Source organism: Nocardia sp. CY41 (genome assembly GCF_009829325.1).
Classification (GTDB): domain Bacteria; phylum Actinomycetota; class Actinomycetes; order Mycobacteriales; family Mycobacteriaceae; genus Nocardia.
In genome coordinates this window covers 179,837-198,616 of the sequence record NZ_VUOS01000020.1, presented here as the reverse complement: position 1 = coordinate 198,616, position 18,780 = coordinate 179,837, and the positions used below count along the sequence as shown (strand labels likewise).

The window sequence follows — 18,780 nt, the reverse complement described above, 5'->3', positions numbered from 1 at the left end:
GCGGCCCGGCCGTCGCACTTTCTCTCTCTGCGTCCGCGAGTCGCCCAGGGGATAGCCACCCAGACAGAGGGCCGCCGCGCAGGCGAAACCCGCGCGGCGGCCCTGCCGTATTTCGCCGGTGCGAAACCGGGCGCTCAGACCTTCAGTCGAAGACCGAGCTCGCGCCGGAGCACCTCTTGCGAAGGGAGGCGGCCGAGCACGCGCAGCACCGCAGGCCGCAGCTCCCGTTGTTCCTCTTCGCTGAGCAGTCCGACAAGATCGCGCAGATCCATTTCATCGAATGCCGTTGTCATGGCAATCAGATTAAGGCCATCGACCTGATTCGTCTTCCGATGTTTAACCACAGGTGGGAGCACGTTTCCATACCGGACAACCGGTTTACTGCCGGTTACTGTCATAGTGCGCCCGCGCGGCGAGAACGTCGTCCATGCGCGCCTCCGCCCACGCTTTGACGGCGCTCATGACCGGCTGGAGGCTGTGACCGAGCGGGGTGAGTTCGTAGTCGACTCGGACCGGCACTTCCGCTGTGACGCGCCGTTCCAGCAAGCCGTCGCGTTCGAGTCCGCGCAGTGTCTGGGTGAGCATCTTGGGGCTCACGCCCGCGATGATCCGGTTCAGATCGGCGTAGCGCCGTGGGCCGTCGGCGAGCGCGGCCAAGATCAGGCTCACCCATTTGTCGCTGATCCGGTCCAGCAGTTGCCGGGTCGGACACTCGGCGATGTACGCGTCGTAATGCTGTTTGGCCAGCTCACGGTGTTGTGCCGCGGTCTTCGTCGCCATCTGGATACCTCGCCACCTCTAACGCACCTTCGGGTAACTACTACCCAGTAGATAGTAGTTCTTCGTAGATTGGGCGCAGCCGAAAGGGAGGAATGTCATGCGAGCAGTAGTTGTCCGCCAGCCGGGACCGGAAGCCGTGGTGGAGATCGTGGAAGTGCCGAAGCCGCAACCAGGTCCGGGCGCGATTCGCATCGCGGTCGCGGCGGCGACGGTGAATCCGGTCGACCTGATGGTGCGCGCGGGCGTCGGCGGCACGCCGTTCGCCGCGCCGCGCGACCAGTGGGGCGTCGGCTGGGACGTCGCGGGCACGGTGGACGCGCTCGGCGCGGGCGTCACGGAGTTCACGGTGGGGCAGGCGGTGATCGGCATCAGTGATCGGCTCGACGTCTCGTTCGGCGCGCAGGCCGACTATGTGGTCCTCGAATCCGGGAACGTCGCGCCCGCTCCGGTTTCGGTGTCCCCGGTGCGAGCGGCCACCATCCCGCTCAACGGCCTGACCGCGGTGCAGGCCCTCGACGCGCTGGACCTCGCGTCCACCGACACCCTGCTGGTGACCGGCGCGGCGGGCGCGGTCGGCGGCTTCGCCGTCGAACTCGCGGCGGCGCGCGGTATCCGGGTGATCGCGTCGGCCTCGCCCGCTGACGAGGACACGGTCCGCGCATTGGGCGCCACCGATTTCGTTCCGCGGCAGGCGTCTCTGCCGGATGCCGTCCGCGGCCTCGTCCCCGGCGGAGTCGACGCCGCCTTGGACGCGGCCGCGCTCGGCCCCGCGACGCTCGCGGCGGTGCGCGGCGGCGGGCGGTTCGTATCGGTCAGCATCCCGAACACGCCGATCCCGTTGCGCGGCACCACCGTACACACGGTCCTCGTCCGCGCCGACCGGCGACAACTCGACCGGCTGGTCGCCCATGTCGACGCGGGGGAACTCACCCTCCGCGTAGCCGAAACCCTGCCCCTCACCTCCGTCGAAGCCGCCCACAAACGCCTGGCCGCGGGCGGTCTCCGCGGCCGCCTCGTCCTCACCCCATAGCCCCGCGAGGGACATACCGCTGCGGAGAAGCGCGAGCGGCCCGCTTCACCGTGTGCCGCTCGTGGACATCGGGTGGTGGCACTTGACGAGGTTCCGCGACTACGGTTCGCCTACCAGGAGCTGAGCCGAGACGCGTTGCCGTCGCGGACAGTTGTTCCGGTGTCGGCGCATCCTCGCGTGGGGCGCGGCACGGGTGCGCCCCACGGCGCGGTCAGCGGACGCGGATGGGATCGTCGGTGTCGAGGCCCGTGCGGGTTCGGGGAGTGATGTGGATGGTGGCGGGAACGGCGGTGGGGGCATAGGGAGTGAAGCGCTCGAGGGAGCCCCAATCGCGCGACCAGTCGTGGTCGAGGTAGGCGGGGACGGTCTGGGATTTCAGCAGCAGGCCGGTCCAGCCGAGAGGACCGCCGCCGATGTCATCCTGCCAGGCGTTGGAGGCGTCGGAGCCGACCCGGTCGGGCAGGATGCGCCAGCGCGGGATCTCGCCGACGCCGTCCTTGTGGTCGAACGGCCGCTGGCACGGGAAAGCCAGGCCGACATGCCAGTCGAGCAGCACCGGGTCCGTGGATCCGACCACGGAATTCAGCGTGGCGAGCTTGGGCAGCCGGGGTGGAGTGACGGCCAGCCACTGCTTGGGCGTGATGTCGTTGTCCACCGCGACCAGTCGCACCGCGTTCACTTCGCCGGGCAGCCGGTCCAGCGGCACCCGCAGGTTGCGCCAGGACGGTGCGGGGCCGATGTCCAGCGGATCGATCGAGCCCAGGGTGCGTATCTCGCCGTCCGGGCCGCGGACGCCGTACTCCAGGTGCAGTTCCTGTCCGTAGGTGAGCACACCGTCGTCGTCCACCGACCGGATCCGGCCCGCCGCGGTGATCGCGAGCACCTGGTAGGCGGGGTCGTGGCGCATGCTGTCGGTCAGGTCGAGCCGGTACCACTGCGTGGTGAGCTTGGCCTGCTGCTGCTCGCCCTCCTGGTAGCTACCCAGCACCGGGGTCTTCGCCGGGTCGAGGCCGAACGGCAGCGCGACGGTGCTGCCGTTGACGCCCGCCTGTTCGGTGGTGCCGCCTCCGGTGCCCGCGCCGGTCGTCTTGGTGGTCTTGTTCTCGGAGTCCTTGTCGACCGAGTTCGCGCCGCCGGTGACCGTCTCCTCGGCGTCGGCGGTCAGGTCGCGCGCCACCCCGTTCGGCGTGAATCCCTTGTTCTGCTCGGCCGATCCGTCCGCGATCGACCCGCTGAAGGGTTGCAGCAGTGAATCGGCGGTGTCGGTCTCCACCAGCACCTCGTTCGCCAGCGCGCACGAGTCCCCGCCGACGGATTGCACGTTCGACTTGGTGATGGAGTACGCGGGGTACTGCGTGGCCGCGGCCTTGGCGAGCGAGGCGACCTCGAAGATCACCAGCAGCGCCGCCGCCACGGTCAGCGGCGCCGATGCCCACCGATCGAATCGCCGTGGCCCCGCGGCGCTTTCGCGCCGGTACGGCTCCCGGTAGTGCTGCCAGATGGCGACCAGCAGCGCCACGCCACTGAGTCCGAGGAACAGCGTGGACAGTCCCTTCCCCGCGATCAGCGGCGCCTTGTCCCACCACGGGACACCGTAACTGGACACGTACCACCACCCGTTGGAGCCGGTGAAGGTCACGGCGAGCAGGAACAGCACGGCGGCGGCGAACAGCGCGCGATTGCGCGGCGAGCGGATTCCGGTGGTGCCCACCGCGACCGCCGCGAGCGCGGCAAGCGATCCGGCCAGTCCGGCGTACACGCCGAAGTGGTGCGTCCACTTGGTGGGGGTGAACATCATCAGGAACAGCGACGCGAACACGATGCCGAGAATGCGCACCGACGGTCCGCGCGAGGTGCCGGGGATCCGGCCTTTCCGCAGCACCTGCAGCACGCAGACGAGCAGGCACAGCAACATCACCAGGACGCCGAACCGCCGCGCGAGCGATCCGTCCGGCGAGAGCATGAGCAGCGAGTCCCACCGGGTGCGCTCGTCGAACCACGCGACGTTCGGGCCGACGATCGTGCGGACCCGGGTCGCTTCCAGCACGGTCGCGAGGGTCTGGTCGGCGAAGATCACCACCAGCACCAGCGTGCCCGCGGCCAGGCCGGGGGCGAGCAGCGCGGCGAACCGGAATACCGCGCCCGCCCGGGACGGCTCGCGCACCTTCGCGGGAGCGTTCACCGCGGCCGCGGCTTCCGGGGAACCGGCGGCGGCCGCGTCCGCGTCGGGCCCGGTTCGGACCGGGACCGCCCCGCGCGCGCGTTTGATGATGATCAGCAGCACCGGTCGTGACCCGGCGATCAGCGCCGCGATGCAGATCAGGCCGGTGGGTCCCGCCGCGAGCGAGAAGGCGGCGATGAGCACGGCCGCCGCTGCGGGCAGCAGCCGTCCGGTCGCGATGGCGCGTTCGATCGAGCACCAGGTGAGCAGCGCGCCCGCCGCGATCAGCGGCTCGGGGCGCAGACCGTTGTCGTAGGGCAGCCAGAACGCGAGGAACACCAGCCCCGCCGTCCACAGCGCCACCTTGTTGCGCCGCACCCGTGCGCCGAGACGCGGCAACACCTCCCGGCTGATCACCAGCCAGCAGACGATCCCGGCCAGCAGTGTGGGCAGACGCATCCACAGGCTGGCGTCGGAGATCCGGGCCATCCACGCCAGCACCTCGTAGGACCACCCGAACGGGGCCTCCGGGACCGCGAACCACCGGTAGTAGTTCGCCATGTACCCCGCGTGCTCGGAGGCGCGCGCCATGTTCAGGATGTAACCGTCATCGGAGGTGTTCGCCCCGATGACATGCCACAGCGCCAACGTGCCGAGCACGACGCCGTCCGCGGGGGTGACCCGCCACCAGTGCGCGGGCAGGAAACGTCGCGGTGTGCGCCCGTCGGCGGTGTCCAGCAGATGCAGTGCGACGAGTGCGATCAGCGTGAACACGGCGGCGGCGATCATGGCGGCCAGCTTCAGCGGCGTCGGCGTTGAGGAGAAACGCGAGTCGATGTCCGCGTGCACCTGGGCTCCGGCGAGCCGATCGGCGCCCAGGTCGGTGAACACGCCGACCAGCTGCGGCCGGATGTCCCGGCCGATCGTGGTCCGGAACGGCGTGCCGTCCTCGCGGTTCACGCCGGTCAGTTCCACGGTCGTCGCGGCGGCGCCGGACTCGATGCCGATCGTCGCGCAGGACCCGACCTCGGCCAGGGGGGCGGACAGCAACGGAATGTCCCGCAGCACCACCGAGAGCGCGCCGTCGGCGACCGAGACCACCAGCCCCTTGCTCGCCGCCTGGCCAGACGCGACCGGAACGGTGGACAGCACCGTGCCCCCGGTTGCGAGCTCGCTCGCCAGCGCGCAGGGCAGCGTCGCACGCAACCGCAGCGGCTCGTAGGACACCAGCGGCGCGGCGACGCTCGCGGCGCCGGACTCGGGCCAGTCCAGGCTCGCTCGATCCTGCCGCACCGGCAGGATCGGGGTCAGCAAGGCCAGCAGGAATCCGAGAAGCCCGGAGAGGAGGGCGATCAAGCGGATACGGGTGAACGCTCGAGAAGATCGGTCCGGTCGCACGGTGGTTGATGCTAGCTACCGTCCGGTGTGATCCCGACTGCCCCCGACGAGCGCAGCGTATGAACGTCCCACAACCAGACGTCCTCGACCCGCGTCGGCGTGAATCCGAGCAGCTGCGTGACGGTTTCCCGCAGCACCTCGCCGTTCTTCGTCGCGGGCAGCACAAGGACGTCGGCGCGCCAGAATCGCAGGTCGTCCAGCGCGCGAGCGCGCACGCCCGCGTCGATCGGCGGAACCCCCCCCCGTGTCCTGCGCCTGCACCAGCAGCGTGGCGGTCGGCCGGGCCTCGGGGCCGTAGATCCCTTTCTTGGTCGCACCGGTCGGCCCCACGAAGTAACCACCGGCCAGCGGGAAGGAGAATCCGGCGTCGGCCTGCCAGCGCAGCGCCCGCGCGTCGGGCGGCCGGGGTGGCGGCACCACGACCACCGAACCGTCGCCGACGTAGCGGCGGACGGCGCCGTCGGCGAAGAAATCCGGTGTCGGCGTCCGCTCGACGACCGGCAGGATGGTCGGGATCAGCGGCAGCAGGGCACACGTGACCGCGCCGAACCACGCGAGCGGCTTCCAGTCCACCGCCGACTGCGTCCAGGTCGTCACCGCGCGTTCGGTGGCCGCAGCGAGCACGACCGCGATGGCCGGGATCGCAGCCATGCTGAGTCGGCTCTCCAGCACCGTGTTCAGCAGCGGAACGTGTTCGGCCCAGCGCCACGGCAGTTCGACGCCGGTCGGCCGCTTACCGATCGTGGCGACCGCGCCCAGGGACAGCACTCCGAAGACCGCGATCACCGCGCCCGCGGCCCGCACCACCCGGTCACGCCACAGCAGTCCCACCGCGCACACCACCAAGAGCAGCAGCGGCCAGCCGAAGTACGCGTTCTGCTCGGTCGGGTTGATCGCCACGTTCTGCCCGGGAGCGAACACGCCGCCCAGCGATTCGGACGGGAACTGCACCAGCGCTAGCAGGTCGTTGCCCATCGGGCCGTGGTCGATCGACCGGTAGCTCTGCGGTCCGAAGAATTGCCACCACAACGGGATCTCGGCCGACGCCAGCGTGATCACCGCGGCCAGCACGAGGGTGGGGGCGAGCGCACGCGTCACGTGCAGTGCGACGCGCGGCGTGTGCAGATAGTAGACCGACGCGAACAGCGCGAACGCGAGAGCGAAGATCAACAGCGGTTCCTCGCCGAGCGCGATCTGCATGGCGACCAGCAGGCCGAGCACGACGGCGTCGCGCACCCGCCCGCGCGGCCGTTCCGGTTCCGCCGCGGCCGCTCGCCGCGCCATCCGGATCAGTCGTCCCGCGATGATGGGAAGCAACAGCAGCACGACGAAGTTCGGATGCGCGTTGGCGTGCGAGATCATCCCGGGCGCGAAACCACAGAACAGGCCGCCGAGTACCGCCGCGGCCCGGGACCGGACGAGCTCGCGGGCGAACAGGCGATACCAGGCGAACGCCGTCCCGCCCAGACCGGCGGTGAGCACGAGCACGAAGGTGACGGTGGGCCCGAACAGCAGGGTGACCGGCGTCAGCGGCACGCCGACGCCGAACATGGCCGTGTTGGCCATCATGTTCACCCCGGCGGGGAAGTTCTGCAGGTCGGTGCCGAGCGGGTTGCGCATGGTCTCCACCGAGTGCGCGGTGACGGCGAAGAACCATTCCCACATCGTCTGGTCCTGACCGCTCTTGACCAGGTATCCGCTGTCGGTGTCGCGCCACTGACCCGACAGCACCACCGCGGCCAGCGTCAGGTAACCGACTCCGGCGAGCAGATCGGCGCCACCGGCCCGGAATCGGGGAAGCCACCGGGCACGCGCGGGACCCGCGAGCACCCCGGCCGCCGTCGCTTCCTCCGTCGCGACCGCGACCGACGTCGATTCCGTCACCGAGCCGGTCTCGACGTCCTGTGCTCGTGTCACCCGCGCATCACTCCTCGACAGCTCCCTCCGTACCCACCACGCTGCGCGTGGACCGACAAACGAGAGGGGTATCCACTCCGCGCGAGTTCAACCGCCGCGATGTCAGCGGTGGACGGTGACCAGCGTGAACGGACCGATGTTCGTGGTGGTGAAACGCGGGTCGGCGAACAGTTCCTCGGGGAAGGTGACCGAGTAGCGCGCCACGTTCGGGTCGTTCGGATAGACGTCCTCGGCCAGCCGCAAGGTGTAGGCCTCGCCGTTGCGCCGGAACAGGAACGCGTCCGGCGCGCGCCACGGGCTAGCCGCCAGCGCGTCGAGCAACTCTTGCGACGTCTTCAGCTTGCTCCAGCTCTTGATGGTTTCCGCGCGGCCCGCGAAATCGGCGAGCGGATTGGCGTAGTGCGAGGTGAGCGCCTGGAAGCCGAAATAGGGATAGAAGGAAAGGAAACTGGTGTCGGCGGTGAGCACCACCGTCTCCGAGCGCGGCCGCCCGGTCTGCGCGACAAGCGCCTCGTCCACCTTGCGGTAGTGCGACACCGCCGAGGCGGCCCGTTTGTCGGCCCGATTTCCGTCACCGTCGGTGTCCGTGTACGCGGTGGTGATTTCCGGCGTCAGGACATGCGGGATGTCCTGCGCGAACGCCAGCGCGCCGACCGTCGCGACGACGATCGCCGCGAGCCGGAACCGGGCGGGCTCGTTCAACGCCTGGTAGATCGCCCGCGCCCCCTCGACGAACCCGAACGCGCCCGCGACCGACAGCAGCACCAGCAGTACCGGCTCCAGCCGGAACGACAGCAGCGTGGTGCCCGCAACGGTCGCCACCATGGACAGCAGCGTCCACAGGTAGATCGCCGCCACCCCGATGCCCAGCGCCTGCGCGCGCCGCGACGACGCGCCGCGCAGTACCAGCCAGATCGTGCCGAGCAGGCACAGGGCTCCCAGCAGGGAGAGCTGGAACATCGGCAGGGGCAGTTCCGCTCCTGATTCCGGCAGATAGTGCAAGGCGGTTCCGGAGCTCGCGGTCGTGCCACGCAGCGCCTTCGCCAGGTATGGCGCCCACACGACGAGCGCGACCAGCCCGGCGATCACCGCGATCACCACGAGCCGGACCAGCGGTGGCACCGCCGCGCGCCAGGCGGGGCGGCTCCCGTCCGTCGCCGTGCGAGCACGCCGCGGATGGTCGGCGGCGCGGCGCGCACGCACCGCCAGGAAGGCCGCCAGCAGACCCATCAAGGCGACCGCGAAGGCGGCCACCAGGAAGTAGAGGGTGTAGAACGTGGCCGCCCAGCCGAGGAACAGCCCGGTCCCGACGACCGCACCCCACCCGCCTGCGGTGCGCTGCTCGGCGCCCGCCGCGTTCCGCACGTCCTCCAGCGGACGGTAGAGCGCGCCCCAGGCGAGCACCAGGGCGGGCGGCAGCAGCAGCACGATGACGGCGCTGTACGCCTCGGGCGCGGCGTAAGCCAGGGTGACCGCCGTGCTCGCCGCCGTGACGCCCACCGCCCAATCCGCGCGGATCAGCTGCGACCAGAGCACCAGCGCGACGACCGCGGCCACCGCGAGGAAGCCGATCGCGTACGGCTTGAACATTTCCCAGCCGTCCAGCCCGAGCAGATTCCCCACTCGCCCGCCGATCCAGAACCAGCCGGCGGGATAGAACGACGGCAGATCCGCGTACGTCATATCGCGCAGCGCGGCGGAATCGGTGAGCCTGGTGAGGAACTCGGTGCGGAACTCCTGATCCACGGAGACGCCGAACAGATACAGCTTCGTCGCCGCCAGCGGCATGCCGAGCGTGAACGTGACGAACGTCGAAAGACCGACCCAGGACAGCAGTTTCGCGACCCAGGGCCACTTGCGCAGGCGCAGCAGCGCGATCGCGACGGCGAGCAGGACCGCCGCGCCGACCTGCCCCACGGTGGTGAGCGCGCGCGTCACGTTCGAGGAGTTGAAGGCGGGCCACTGCACCAGCGAGAACGCGACGAGCCCGACGGCGGCCACCACCGCGGCGACGATCGCCGCGAGCGCGGCCTCGCCGACACCCGAGACGATCTGCCGCACCGCGAGCGACTTCCGACCCCGCGCCGGGGCCGGATCGGCGGGCCGCGGCGGCGCTTCGTCCGTCGCCGTCGCCGTGCTCAACGGACCGCTCCGCGCTCGTCGCACTGGATTACTCGCATGGCGCCTCCGGGGTTCACAGGGTCCACTCCGTCAGACGATAGGTGCCCGCGCGATCACCGATCACGCGGGCACCGAGCTCGTTCGCCGAAGTCAGATCGGCAGTCTGCGGAAGATGGCGCGCGGGACGTGCCGCAGCACCATCATCACGTAGCGGAAGGCTCCCGGCGCCCAGACCAGTTCCTTACCCCGCTGCGAGGCCGCGACCGCCAGCGCGGCGACGTCTTCCTTGTCGACGGTGAGCGGAGCCTCTTTGACGTGCGCCGAGAACTGGGTGCGCACCATGCCGGGCCGGATCACCAGCACGCGCGGGCCGTGCGGCCGCAGCGCTTCGCCGAGCCCGAGGTAGAACCCGTCCAGACCGGCCTTGGTCGACCCGTAGACGAAGTTCGAGCGCCGCACCCGCTCACCGGCGACCGAGGACATCGCGATGATCCGCCCGAAGCCCTGCGCCTTCATCTTCTCGCCGACCAGCACGCCGACGGAGACCGCGGCGGTGTAGTTGATCTGGGCGACCCGCACCGCCTTGCCCTGGTTCTGCCACAGCTCCTCGGGATCGCCGTCGAGGGCGAAGGCGACGATCGCGACGTCCACGTCGCCCGCGTCCCAGGCGGCGTCGATCACCTTGGGGTGGCTCTCGGTGTCGAGCGCGTCGAAGTCGATGACGTCGACCTGGCTCGCGCCCGCCGCCTTCATCTGGGCGACCGCGCCCTCGCGCAGCGGGTCACCGGGCAATGCCGCGAGGGTGACGCGCGCGGGGCCCTTCTTCAGGTACTCCGCGCAGATCGCCAAGCCGATCTCCGAGGTGCCGCCCAGCAGCAGAATCGACTGGGGGTTGCCAACGGCATTGATCACTGCAGCTCCAGCCTTCTCGCCATATCGGACATGAATACGCCTGTGGGATCGACGCTACGACGGACCTTGATCCACTCGTCGATCCGGGGATACATCTTGTGGAAGGTCTCGGCGGTGGTCCGCGAGTCCTTCGCGGTGTACAGCCGCCCACCGAACTCGAGCACCCGCCGGTCCAGCTCGCCGACCAGCTCGTTGAGGCCCGGCTTGATCGGGAAGTCGACGCAGATGTTCCAGCCCGGCATCGGGAAGCTCAGCGGGGCCTGGTTGCCCGGGCCGAACAGCTTGAACACGTTCAGCGCCGAATAGTGCCCGGACGCCTGGATGTCGACGATGATCCGCTTGAACTCCTCCACCGCCTCGGTGGGCACCACGAACTGGTACTGCAGGAAGCCGTTGGAGCCGTAGCCGCGGTTCCACTCCGCGATCATGTCCAGCGGGTGATAGAACTGCGTCAGGTTCTGCACCTTGCCGGTGTAGTTGCCGCCCATCCGGTAGTACGCCTCGCCGATGGACATCAGCGTGAGCTTGTTCATCGTCCAGTTCGGGAAGATGTCCGGGACGGTCATCAGCTGCGGCGCGTCGAACTTCAGCGGCTTGTTGCGCAGCCGCTTGGGCAGCTCGTCGAGCTTGGCCAGCCTGCCCCGGGTGATCGTGGCCCGGCCCAGCTTGGGCAGCGGGCTGATCACGTCGAACCAGGCGCTCGAGTAGGTGTAGTTCGCCTCGCTGCCGTCGCTGTGCGCGGCGATGGTCTCGTCGAGCGTCGTGGTCTTCACGCCGTCGTTGAGGAAGTAGGCGGTCTCGGTGGGCACCATCTCGATGGTCGCGCGCAGGATGATGCCGGTGAGCCCGTTGCCGCCGACGGTCGCCCAGAACAGCTTGGCGTTGCGCTTCGGCGTGATGTGCTGCACCTGCCCGTCGGCGGTGAGCAGATCGATCGAGCGCACGTGGTTGCCGAAGCTGCCCTCGCTGTGATGGTTCTTGCCGTGGATGTCGGAGGCGATCGCGCCGCCGATGGTCACCTGGCGGGTGCCGGGCAGCACCGGGACCCAGAGCCCGAACGGCAGCGCGGCCTTCATGAGCTGGTCCAGGCTGACCCCGCCGTCCACGTCCACGATGCGGGTGTCGCGGTCGATGCGGTGGATGTTGTTCAGCGCGGTCATGTCGACGACCAGGCCGCCCGCGTTCTGCGCGTGGTCGCCGTAGGAGCGGCCGAGGCCGCGGGCGATCACGCCGCGCCGCAGGTGGGCGGGCTTGCCGTCGTTGTCCTCGGCGACCATGGCGACTGCCTTGGCGATCAGTTCGGGATCGCTGGTCGAGAGCACTTCGGAAGAGGTGGGTGCGGTGCGACCCCACCCGGTCAACGTACGGGTGCGCGTCGGAAGAGTGAACGCGCTGCCCGCGGCCGGGCCGTCGTTCGCGACGCCGGCGCCTTTGTCGTTCCCGGTTGTCTTGGTGGCGGTCGGAGCTTTCGTGGACATCGGCATAGAGGCTACAGGTATGACGACAGATGGGAGCGGGGTCGCTCTACCCCTGGGTAGTGACGAACTCGTCGGTTTAGAACCGAATCACTGCGTTCGCCGTTTCGACGCTACGCTCGTCGGCGTGCAAGCCGAACCCCATCTGCCGCTTCCGGCGGAGTTGCCCCTGGTCGACGAGCCAGGCGGCACCGAGGTCGACCTCAAGACTCAGATCATCCGGTTCACCCTCACCGGCGGGTTCTCGGCCGTCGTCGACTACGGGCTCTACAGCCTGCTGCTCAACCTGGTCGGTCTCCCGGTCGGCGTCGCCAAGTCCATCGGCTTCGTGGCGGGCACCACGACGGCCTACCTGATCAATCGCCGCTGGACCTTCCAGGCCGCGCCCAGCCGCCTCCGCTTCCTGGCGGTCGTCGCGCTCTACGCGGTGACCTTCGCGGTGCAGGTCGGCATCAACAACCTGCTCTACTTCACCCTCCCCGGCGAGTGGTGGCGCCAGCCTCTGGCCTTCGTCATCGCCCAGGGCACGGCCACCGTCATCAACTTCGTCGTCCAGCGCTTGGTGATCTTCAAGATCCGCTGACCGTCGCACGGCCGCGCCCCTGCCGCGCAGCGGCGGGGAGTTGTTCTGGAACGACGAGCCTGCTACGCAGCTGGCTCCGGCTCCAGGCGTTGCCTCATTGCAGCCGAATGTGATCCTGTCCCGAATTGATGGAAGCGACGCGGAGCCGAGCGCGTCATAGATTTTGAGTTGGCCATCCGGGATCACTCGTACACAGTCGGTTGGAGCCAGCAATCCTGCGGCGTCAACCGGCATGTGCGTCGGCCTAGCGCCGAATTCGGCCAAAGGGGGAGTTCATGAGATCACGTCAGTCGGAAGCTCGTTGTTGGCGGTCATCGATCGGCTGTGGGCGGTGATCGGTACCGATCGAGAGATCGTGTGGCGGTGGGCGATGGCGGGCCATATACCGCTCACCGTCGTGGACGATTTTCGCAGGCAGTCGCCGATCGAACGCGACTTCGTGGATGGACTGCTGCTCCGGTTGAGCGGAGCCCATCTCGATGACGGAACGTTAGATAGCTTTACTGTTCCCGTCATGCTCTACAGCCGATTCGTTCGGGAGGGCTGCTGGGCGGGAGAACGAGTTCTCCCGAAATCGGTAAGCGGTGAATTGGCGCGGCTGGCCACATCATCCGCGCCAGGCCGCCCAGTTCTTCCCGCGCAGGCGACCGAATTCATGGTCCGTATCGCCGATAATCCGATCCCGAGAGAGGCTGCTCTCACGGTTCGTGCCGCAATCTTCGCCAGCCGGATATCAGACGATCTCGTGCATCCGATCGTGGGAGCCGAACGCTGGCCCACCCCGATGGCGGAGTACGACGAGGACTCTCCCGCTGCGACAACGATGCGTCGGTTGCCGAGCCTAGTCGATCGCTGGTTGCACGACGTCACGTCCAGGGACTCGATCGAAGCGGAGGTCAGGCGACTGGCCGCCGTGCATCGGTGGCGGTGACACGCGAATCTGCCAGGGCTCCGGATACGGTCATCGTTCACGCCCATTGTTCTGGACACGAGGGAGGTTCTGATCGATACATCCCATGCGCGCGAGGGAATTACGGAGGGGTGGACAGCGCACCGCCACCGCGCCGGGTGGCGCGGCGCTGACGGGGGCGGTCTTCGGTGTTGCGGTGCTCTTGTGGGTCCATCTCGAATGGTCGCCATTCGGTGATCTGACCGTCCCCGATCAGCTTGTCGGCCTGGTGATCGGCGGGATTCTGCTGAGTGTGTCCCTGCCGGTGTGGGCGATCAAGACGTTGTACCTGGTCGGCAGAGAGCGCAGGTGGTCCTGGAAGGTCATCGCGGTACCGGTGGTCGTACTCGCAGGACTGGTAGCCGGACTGGTCCTCCAGCCCGCGAGCTCCCACCCCACCCCGCCGGCAATGGACGACCGCTCCACAACCTCCACCGCCCAAGACTGATCGCAGTGGCGCATGGTTGCGTCATCTGCCGAGAAGAGGTCCCATGGTGTGCCACTCGTGCGGCGGGCCGGTGCTCAGGTTGTGGAGGATTCGCTGGCGAAGAGGCCGAGCCACTCGGGTGTGTCGGCGAGCTCGCTCTTTTCCACCTTGGCTCCGAAGTAGTCGCCGCCCTTGGCGCGGACGTTGTCGGTGCCCCACTCGCGCTGTTCGCGCGGGGCCGGGACGAGATGCGGGATGTGCTTGCGGCAGTGGATGTACGCTTCCTCCACGTCGACCACCACCCATCGCTGGGCGGCGCGGCCCTTGTGGTCGACGGGCAGGTCGGTCACGGTGGCGCGGAGAGCGGGGTCGGAGACGATGCGGGCCGAACCGTTGATGTGCAGTCCGATGAGGTCGCGCACGAAATCGATGAGCAATATCCCGACGTGCGGGTTCTCCAGGATATTGCCGAGACTGGCCATGACGCCGTTGCCACGATATTCCGGATAGGCGATCGTACGGTTGTCTATGACATGCAGGAAACCGGGCAGTCCGGCACGGAAACTCGCGTCGCATTCGCCGCTTTTGTCGGCTGTGGCGATGAACGCCATATCCATCCGACCGATGAATTCGATCATGGTCGGATTGAGCCGGTCGAGCACCTGGTCGTCGTAGAACCGCTGCGCCCGATCCTGTGTGCCGTACCGTTCCTGCAGCTCACGCTCACCTTCGCTGCCGTTGTGTGTGCCGGGCATCGCCGCCCCCTCTGGTCGCCGGAATCTGGGGTCCACCAGGCTCGACGTTGAACCTCGGTCGCACCGAGATGCATCTATTTTAGATGATAACGGCGCGGTTAAACGTCGAAATCCCGGTCTGGAATGGCTCCGATTTCCGTGCGTACCAAGCATTTCGGATGATTAGCTAAAAGCCGACCGGCCGGAACTGTTTCCGGCCGGTCGGGATTTGCGGGAGCGATTCGAGGGATGTCAGGCCGGGGTCAGCGTGACCGGAACCCCGTTGAACACGGCGTTTCCGGACGGTGCGTCGACCACCGAATCATCGGTGAGCACATTGGCATTGACGCCCGCGTGCGCGCGCGCCACGGTCTGCCCGCTGTCGCCGTGGCCCCAGCCATGCGGCAGGCTCACCACGCCGGGCATGATGGCTTCGGTCGGCTCCAGCGGGACCGTCAGCGTCCCGGCGGCCGACTTCACCACCGCCTGATCGCCGAGGCCGAGCCGCTCCACATCGGTCGGATTGATATGCAAGGTGCAGCGATTCGATCCGCTCACCAACGGTGCGATGTTGTGCATCCAGCTGTTGTTGGACCGCAGCTGCCGTCGCCCGATCAGCACGATCTCCGGTGCGGCGTCGGACAGCCGCGCCCGCATGCGCGCCACGTCGTCCAGCAACGGCTGCGGGGCCAGATCCACCCGCCCGCTCGCCGTGCGCAGCACGCCGGGCAGACGCGGCTGCAACGGGCCGAGATCGATGCCGTGCGGGTTGTCCAGAAGCATCTGCAGATTGAGCGTGCCGCCGTTCCATTCGCCGTACGGCCCGAGGCGCAACATCAGGTCGATGCGCTGCTCGGTGCTGTTCTCCCCGATCAGATCACCGCGCCGCTCCGCCAGCCCGGCCTTGTGCAGCAGACCCGCGATGACGAGTTCGTCCATGGCGGTGAGCGGGTCGACCCCGTCGGAGCCGTCGTGCGGCCTGCCGGTCAGCGCGGCCGCGAGACGAGCCAGGACAGCGGGCTCGGAGGGCCGGTCACCCAGCGGGACCAGCGGACGCGAGTAGCGGGTGTAGTTGCGCACGGCGAATTGCAGCAGCGCGAAATCGTAGTGCGGGGACTGGGTGGGCCGCGGGGGAGGCAGGATCACATCGGCGTGCTTGGTGGTCTCGTTCACGTAGCGGTCCACGCTCACCATGAAGTCGAGCTCGGCGAACGCCTCGTCCAGGCGGGCGCCGCTCGGCGCGGACAGCACCGGGTTGCCCGCGACCGTCACCAGGGCGCGGATCTGCCCCTCGCCCGGCGTGGCGATCTCGTCGGCGAGCGTCGCGACGGGCAGCTCGCCCATCGCCTCCGGCAGCTCGCGGACCCGGCTGGTCCAGCGCCCGGCACGGAACGGCCTGGTCCGGGGGATGCCGCCGGCCGCGGCGGTGGCGAACATCGCGCCGCCGGGGGAATCGAGGTTGCCGGTCAGCGCGTTGATCGCGTCGACCAGCCACTGCGTGATCGTGCCGAATTCCGCGGTGCAGGTGCCGATGCGGGCGTACACCACGGCGGTCGGCGCCGCCGCGAGTTCCCGGGCGAGCCGCACGATCGTCGCTGCGGGTACGCCGGTGCGCGCCGCGACCGTGTCCGGATCGAACGGCGCGGCGGCCGTGCGCAATTCCTCCAGTCCGGTGACCTCGACGCGCAGGTCGGTCAATTGCTCGGCGAAGAGTGTGTGCACGATGCCGAACAGCAGGTATGCGTCGCTGCCCGGCCGGATGAACAGGTGCTCGTCGGCGAGTTTCGCGGTGCGGGTCACCCGCGGATCGACCACTACGAAGCGACCGCCCCTGCCGCGCAGCGCCTTCAGCCTGCCCGGGAAATCCGGTGCGGTGCACAGCGAACCGTTCGATTCCAGCGGATTGGCCCCCAGCATCAGCAGATAATCGGTGCGGTCCAGGTCGGGCACCGGCACGGTCAGCGGATCGCCGAACATCAGCCCACTGGCCACCTGCTTGGGCATCTGATCCGCGGTGCTGGCCGAGTAGATGTTCTTGGTGCCCAACGCTCGCAGCAACATCGGCACGTACAGGGCGCCCGCCACGGTGTGCGCGTTGGGGTTGCCCAAGTAAGCGGCGGCCGATTGATTCCCGTGCTCGGCCACGACGGCGGGAAACCGCTCGGCGATGTAATCGAAGGCTTCGTCCCAGCTCGCGGTGCGCCAGGTGCCGGTCGCACGATCGCGGATCAGCGGTTCGGTCACCCGGTCCGGATCCTCGTCGAGGTGGCCGAAGCTGGCTCCTTTAGGGCAGATGAAGCCCTTGCTGAAAGGGTCGCTGCGGTCGCCGCGGACCGAGGTCACATGGTCGTCGGCGTCCAGGGTGATGTCCAGGCCGCAGACCGCCTCACAGAGCGGGCAGGTCCGCAGCAGATTGCGCGATTGCGTGATCGGGGCCATACCCCATCTTGGCGTCCGGTCGTGAAACTGAAAAGAGAACGCTCGACATCCGCGCGCTCGATATCGGCAATGCCGAACGACCGGTACCCGGTGGCGCTCCGGGGTGGGGAGCCGGAGCGCCGGGGCGGATACCGGTCGCAAACAGGCCGGGTAGCGCGGCCCCGGCCTGCGATCAGCAGGTGAACTGGATCAGGGTGTTCAGCAGGCGATGGTCAGCTTGGCGCGACGCGACGTGGTGGCGGCGCGTACGGCCGCGGCGATCGCGACGACCGGCGGCACCCAGCGGGCTTCGGCGGGAGCGACGCCCCAGCAGGCCGAACCGGCCGACAGCTGGGTGGGCGGCAGCGGGATGCCCGCGCCGTCGGTGTACACGGTGGCCCCGGCCTCGCGCAGCGCCTGCAGCGCCATCGCGGCCTTGCGGACGCCGGTGACCAGGTGGATCTCGCGACGTTCCGGGCCGGGAATCTCGATCACCGCACCGGACAGGTTGTTCGCGCGCAGGAAGCGGCGGACCTCGCCGGCCAGTTCGCCGGTGACCTCGATGCCGGACAGGTCGTCGTCGGTGACCAGGCTCAGACCGTTGGCCGTTTCGGCGACCGTCCACCCGCGCTGGTCGTACTCCTGCGCAGCGGCGGTCAGCTCGGCCGCCTGGACGGAAGTCGGAAACGTGGTGCGCACTGTCTTCTCCATTCCCCGGTAGATCTCTGGGTCCTGCATTCATGGGTCGTATCGGCGGGCGCTGCCTCGAGCGTTACGCGTTATCCCAGAAAATTTCCGGAGTGTCGCCTACGTCTCATTTCCGAGGGGTTCGTCCGTGTATCGCCGGGCATCCCGAGGTGGCTCGCCATGGTTGCCACGCAGCCACTTTCGGTCCCGGACCTGTCCACTGGCTGCGCCGGAGCTGTGAGGTCGCTGTGGATGGCCCCTAAGGGGGTCGCGGGTGCGAGAACATACCGGTGGCGCGCGTTTCCGGCTGGATTCGCTCGCCTCGGGCAGGAAGGATCTCGGCATGAGCGGTCAGGCCCGGAGGCGGCAGCGCAGCGTGACCACGCAGGGTCCTCGCTCATGCCGCAACGCACACAGCATGAGCGGTCAGGCCCGGAGGCGGCAGCGCAGCGTGACCACGCAGGGTCCTCGCTCATGCCGCAACGCACACAGCATGAGCGTCGGGCGCGGCGGCGGCCGGCGTGACAACGGAGGGCCCGCGCATGTGGAGGAGGACCCGGCATGAGTGACGAATCCCACAGCACCGGCGCGGACCCGGACCGCGCGGTGGCGGACCCCGGGGAGTACGAGGCCGAGTCGCGCCGGCTCACCTGGAAGGAGCCTGCGGCCGAGCGCTTCGCCGGGGCCGCCTCCGACGAAGAACAGCCCGCCGAGCCGTTCCGCAGTCCGCGTGCCTTCGCGCAGTGGAGCGCCGCGGCGGCGCGTGCCTTGGTCGACGTGCAGTTCCATCGCCCGGCCACCCGCACGCTCTTGCCGCTGGCCTACATCCTGGGGTTGGTGTTCGCCGTCGCCGTGCCCATCACGCTGACGGTCTCGGCATGGCGGGTGTCCGCGGTACTCGGAGTGCTCGCCGCGTTGCTGGGCGTCCCGCTCGGCCTGACCATCGCGGCCGCCGTACGCCTGATGCTCGAGTTCCTGGTCAACGCCTCGCGGCTGGCGACAAGGGTGGAGCACATCAGTGAGCTGGCCGACGACCTGTTCCAGGCGTTGTCGGACGTGGCCGAGCCGGTCAACCAGCTGTCCGAAGACGTTCGCGCGGTCCAGTTCTGGCGTTTTCGCAAGCGCAACCCGCGCAGGTAGGGGCGAAAACGCACCGTGCGGAAGTGGTTTGACTCGCAGTAGCCATCG

At 68.8% G+C, this 18,780-nt stretch carries 14 protein-coding genes and 1 pseudogene; 5 read left to right on the top strand and 10 right to left on the bottom strand.

Annotated elements, in window-relative coordinates; genetic code table 11:
- Positions 1 to 134: 134 nt before the first annotated feature.
- Both GVY64_RS37305 and GVY64_RS22775 read right to left on the bottom strand, forming a co-directional pair.
- Positions 135 to 293 (bottom strand): hypothetical protein, encoded by a 159-nt coding sequence (locus GVY64_RS37305; protein WP_168434190.1) that lies wholly within the window; start codon positions 291 to 293, stop codon positions 135 to 137.
- 85 nt (positions 294 to 378) lie between these two features.
- Complete coding sequence (locus tag GVY64_RS22775; protein ID WP_159844735.1) at positions 379 to 780, bottom strand: winged helix-turn-helix transcriptional regulator; 402 nt, start codon at positions 778 to 780, stop codon at positions 379 to 381.
- Positions 781 to 877: 97 nt separating this feature from the next.
- Between GVY64_RS22775 and GVY64_RS22770 the strand changes: the two genes are divergently transcribed.
- A complete protein-coding gene (locus GVY64_RS22770) occupies positions 878 to 1,810 on the top strand; it encodes an NADP-dependent oxidoreductase (protein ID WP_159844732.1) in 933 nt (310 codons plus the stop codon).
- A gap of 211 nt (positions 1,811 to 2,021) precedes the next feature.
- Here GVY64_RS22770 and GVY64_RS22765 read toward each other — a convergent pair whose 3' ends face one another.
- The 5 genes and pseudogenes from GVY64_RS22765 to GVY64_RS22745 all read right to left on the bottom strand — a co-directional run bounded on the left by GVY64_RS22765 (position 2,022) and on the right by GVY64_RS22745 (position 11,803).
- Entirely contained in the window at positions 2,022 to 5,369 is a 3,348-nt protein-coding gene (locus tag GVY64_RS22765; protein ID WP_159844729.1) for an arabinosyltransferase domain-containing protein, read from the bottom strand.
- Between the two features lie 11 nt (positions 5,370 to 5,380).
- Positions 5,381 to 7,253, bottom strand: a pseudogene (locus GVY64_RS22760) (glycosyl transferase).
- A gap of 135 nt (positions 7,254 to 7,388) precedes the next feature.
- Positions 7,389 to 9,347, bottom strand: a complete 1,959-nt coding sequence (locus GVY64_RS22755; protein WP_159844868.1) for a galactan 5-O-arabinofuranosyltransferase — start codon at positions 9,345 to 9,347, stop codon at positions 7,389 to 7,391.
- Between the two features lie 210 nt (positions 9,348 to 9,557).
- Complete coding sequence (locus tag GVY64_RS22750) at positions 9,558 to 10,319, bottom strand: decaprenylphospho-beta-D-erythro-pentofuranosid-2-ulose 2-reductase (protein ID WP_159844725.1); 762 nt, start codon at positions 10,317 to 10,319, stop codon at positions 9,558 to 9,560.
- Positions 10,316 to 11,803 carry an FAD-binding oxidoreductase gene (locus GVY64_RS22745; RefSeq protein ID WP_236567063.1) on the bottom strand — a complete coding sequence of 496 codons (1,488 nt, stop codon included), beginning with the start codon at positions 11,801 to 11,803 and terminating at the stop codon, positions 10,316 to 10,318. The genes GVY64_RS22750 and GVY64_RS22745 overlap by 4 nt, the downstream gene beginning before the upstream one ends.
- A 118-nt stretch (positions 11,804 to 11,921) precedes the next feature.
- Between GVY64_RS22745 and GVY64_RS22740 the strand changes: the two genes are divergently transcribed.
- The 3 genes from GVY64_RS22740 to GVY64_RS22730 all read left to right on the top strand — a co-directional run bounded on the left by GVY64_RS22740 (position 11,922) and on the right by GVY64_RS22730 (position 13,774).
- Complete coding sequence (locus tag GVY64_RS22740) at positions 11,922 to 12,377, top strand: GtrA family protein (RefSeq protein WP_236567062.1); 456 nt, start codon at positions 11,922 to 11,924, stop codon at positions 12,375 to 12,377.
- A gap of 304 nt (positions 12,378 to 12,681) precedes the next feature.
- Positions 12,682 to 13,308 carry a hypothetical protein gene (locus GVY64_RS22735; protein ID WP_159844719.1) on the top strand — a complete coding sequence of 209 codons (627 nt, stop codon included), beginning with the start codon at positions 12,682 to 12,684 and terminating at the stop codon, positions 13,306 to 13,308.
- An 85-nt stretch (positions 13,309 to 13,393) separates the two neighbouring features.
- A complete protein-coding gene (locus GVY64_RS22730) occupies positions 13,394 to 13,774 on the top strand; it encodes a hypothetical protein (RefSeq protein ID WP_159844716.1) in 381 nt (126 codons plus the stop codon).
- A gap of 74 nt (positions 13,775 to 13,848) precedes the next feature.
- Here the strand turns inward: GVY64_RS22730 and GVY64_RS22725 are convergent, their stop codons facing one another.
- The 3 genes from GVY64_RS22725 to GVY64_RS22715 form a co-directional block, all read right to left on the bottom strand.
- On the bottom strand, positions 13,849 to 14,508 hold the full coding sequence (locus GVY64_RS22725; protein WP_159844714.1) for a pyridoxamine 5'-phosphate oxidase family protein: 660 nt from the start codon (positions 14,506 to 14,508) through the stop codon (positions 13,849 to 13,851).
- 231 nt (positions 14,509 to 14,739) lie between these two features.
- A complete protein-coding gene (locus tag GVY64_RS22720) occupies positions 14,740 to 16,926 on the bottom strand; it encodes a molybdopterin-dependent oxidoreductase (RefSeq protein WP_159844711.1) in 2,187 nt (728 codons plus the stop codon).
- A gap of 198 nt (positions 16,927 to 17,124) precedes the next feature.
- Entirely contained in the window at positions 17,125 to 17,643 is a 519-nt protein-coding gene (locus GVY64_RS22715) for a hypothetical protein (protein WP_236567061.1), read from the bottom strand.
- Positions 17,644 to 18,153: 510 nt separating this feature from the next.
- Here GVY64_RS22715 and GVY64_RS22710 point away from each other — a divergent pair.
- A complete protein-coding gene (locus tag GVY64_RS22710) occupies positions 18,154 to 18,732 on the top strand; it encodes a DUF4282 domain-containing protein (protein WP_159844708.1) in 579 nt (192 codons plus the stop codon).
- The last annotated feature ends 48 nt before the right edge of the window (positions 18,733 to 18,780 follow it).

Coding starts and splice junctions, on each gene's coding strand:
- GVY64_RS37305 (WP_168434190.1), bottom strand. CDS start 293: ATGACAACGGCATTCGATGAAATGGATCTGCGCGATCTTGTCGGACTG.
- GVY64_RS22775 (WP_159844735.1), bottom strand. CDS start 780: ATGGCGACGAAGACCGCGGCACAACACCGTGAGCTGGCCAAACAGCAT.
- GVY64_RS22770 (WP_159844732.1), top strand. CDS start 878: ATGCGAGCAGTAGTTGTCCGCCAGCCGGGACCGGAAGCCGTGGTGGAG.
- GVY64_RS22745 (WP_236567063.1), bottom strand. CDS start 11,803: ATGCCGATGTCCACGAAAGCTCCGACCGCCACCAAGACAACCGGGAAC.
- GVY64_RS22730 (WP_159844716.1), top strand. CDS start 13,394: ATGCGCGCGAGGGAATTACGGAGGGGTGGACAGCGCACCGCCACCGCG.
- GVY64_RS22725 (WP_159844714.1), bottom strand. CDS start 14,508: ATGCCCGGCACACACAACGGCAGCGAAGGTGAGCGTGAGCTGCAGGAA.
- GVY64_RS22720 (WP_159844711.1), bottom strand. CDS start 16,926: ATGGCCCCGATCACGCAATCGCGCAATCTGCTGCGGACCTGCCCGCTC.
- GVY64_RS22715 (WP_236567061.1), bottom strand. CDS start 17,643: ATGCAGGACCCAGAGATCTACCGGGGAATGGAGAAGACAGTGCGCACC.
- GVY64_RS22710 (WP_159844708.1), top strand. CDS start 18,154: ATGAGTGACGAATCCCACAGCACCGGCGCGGACCCGGACCGCGCGGTG.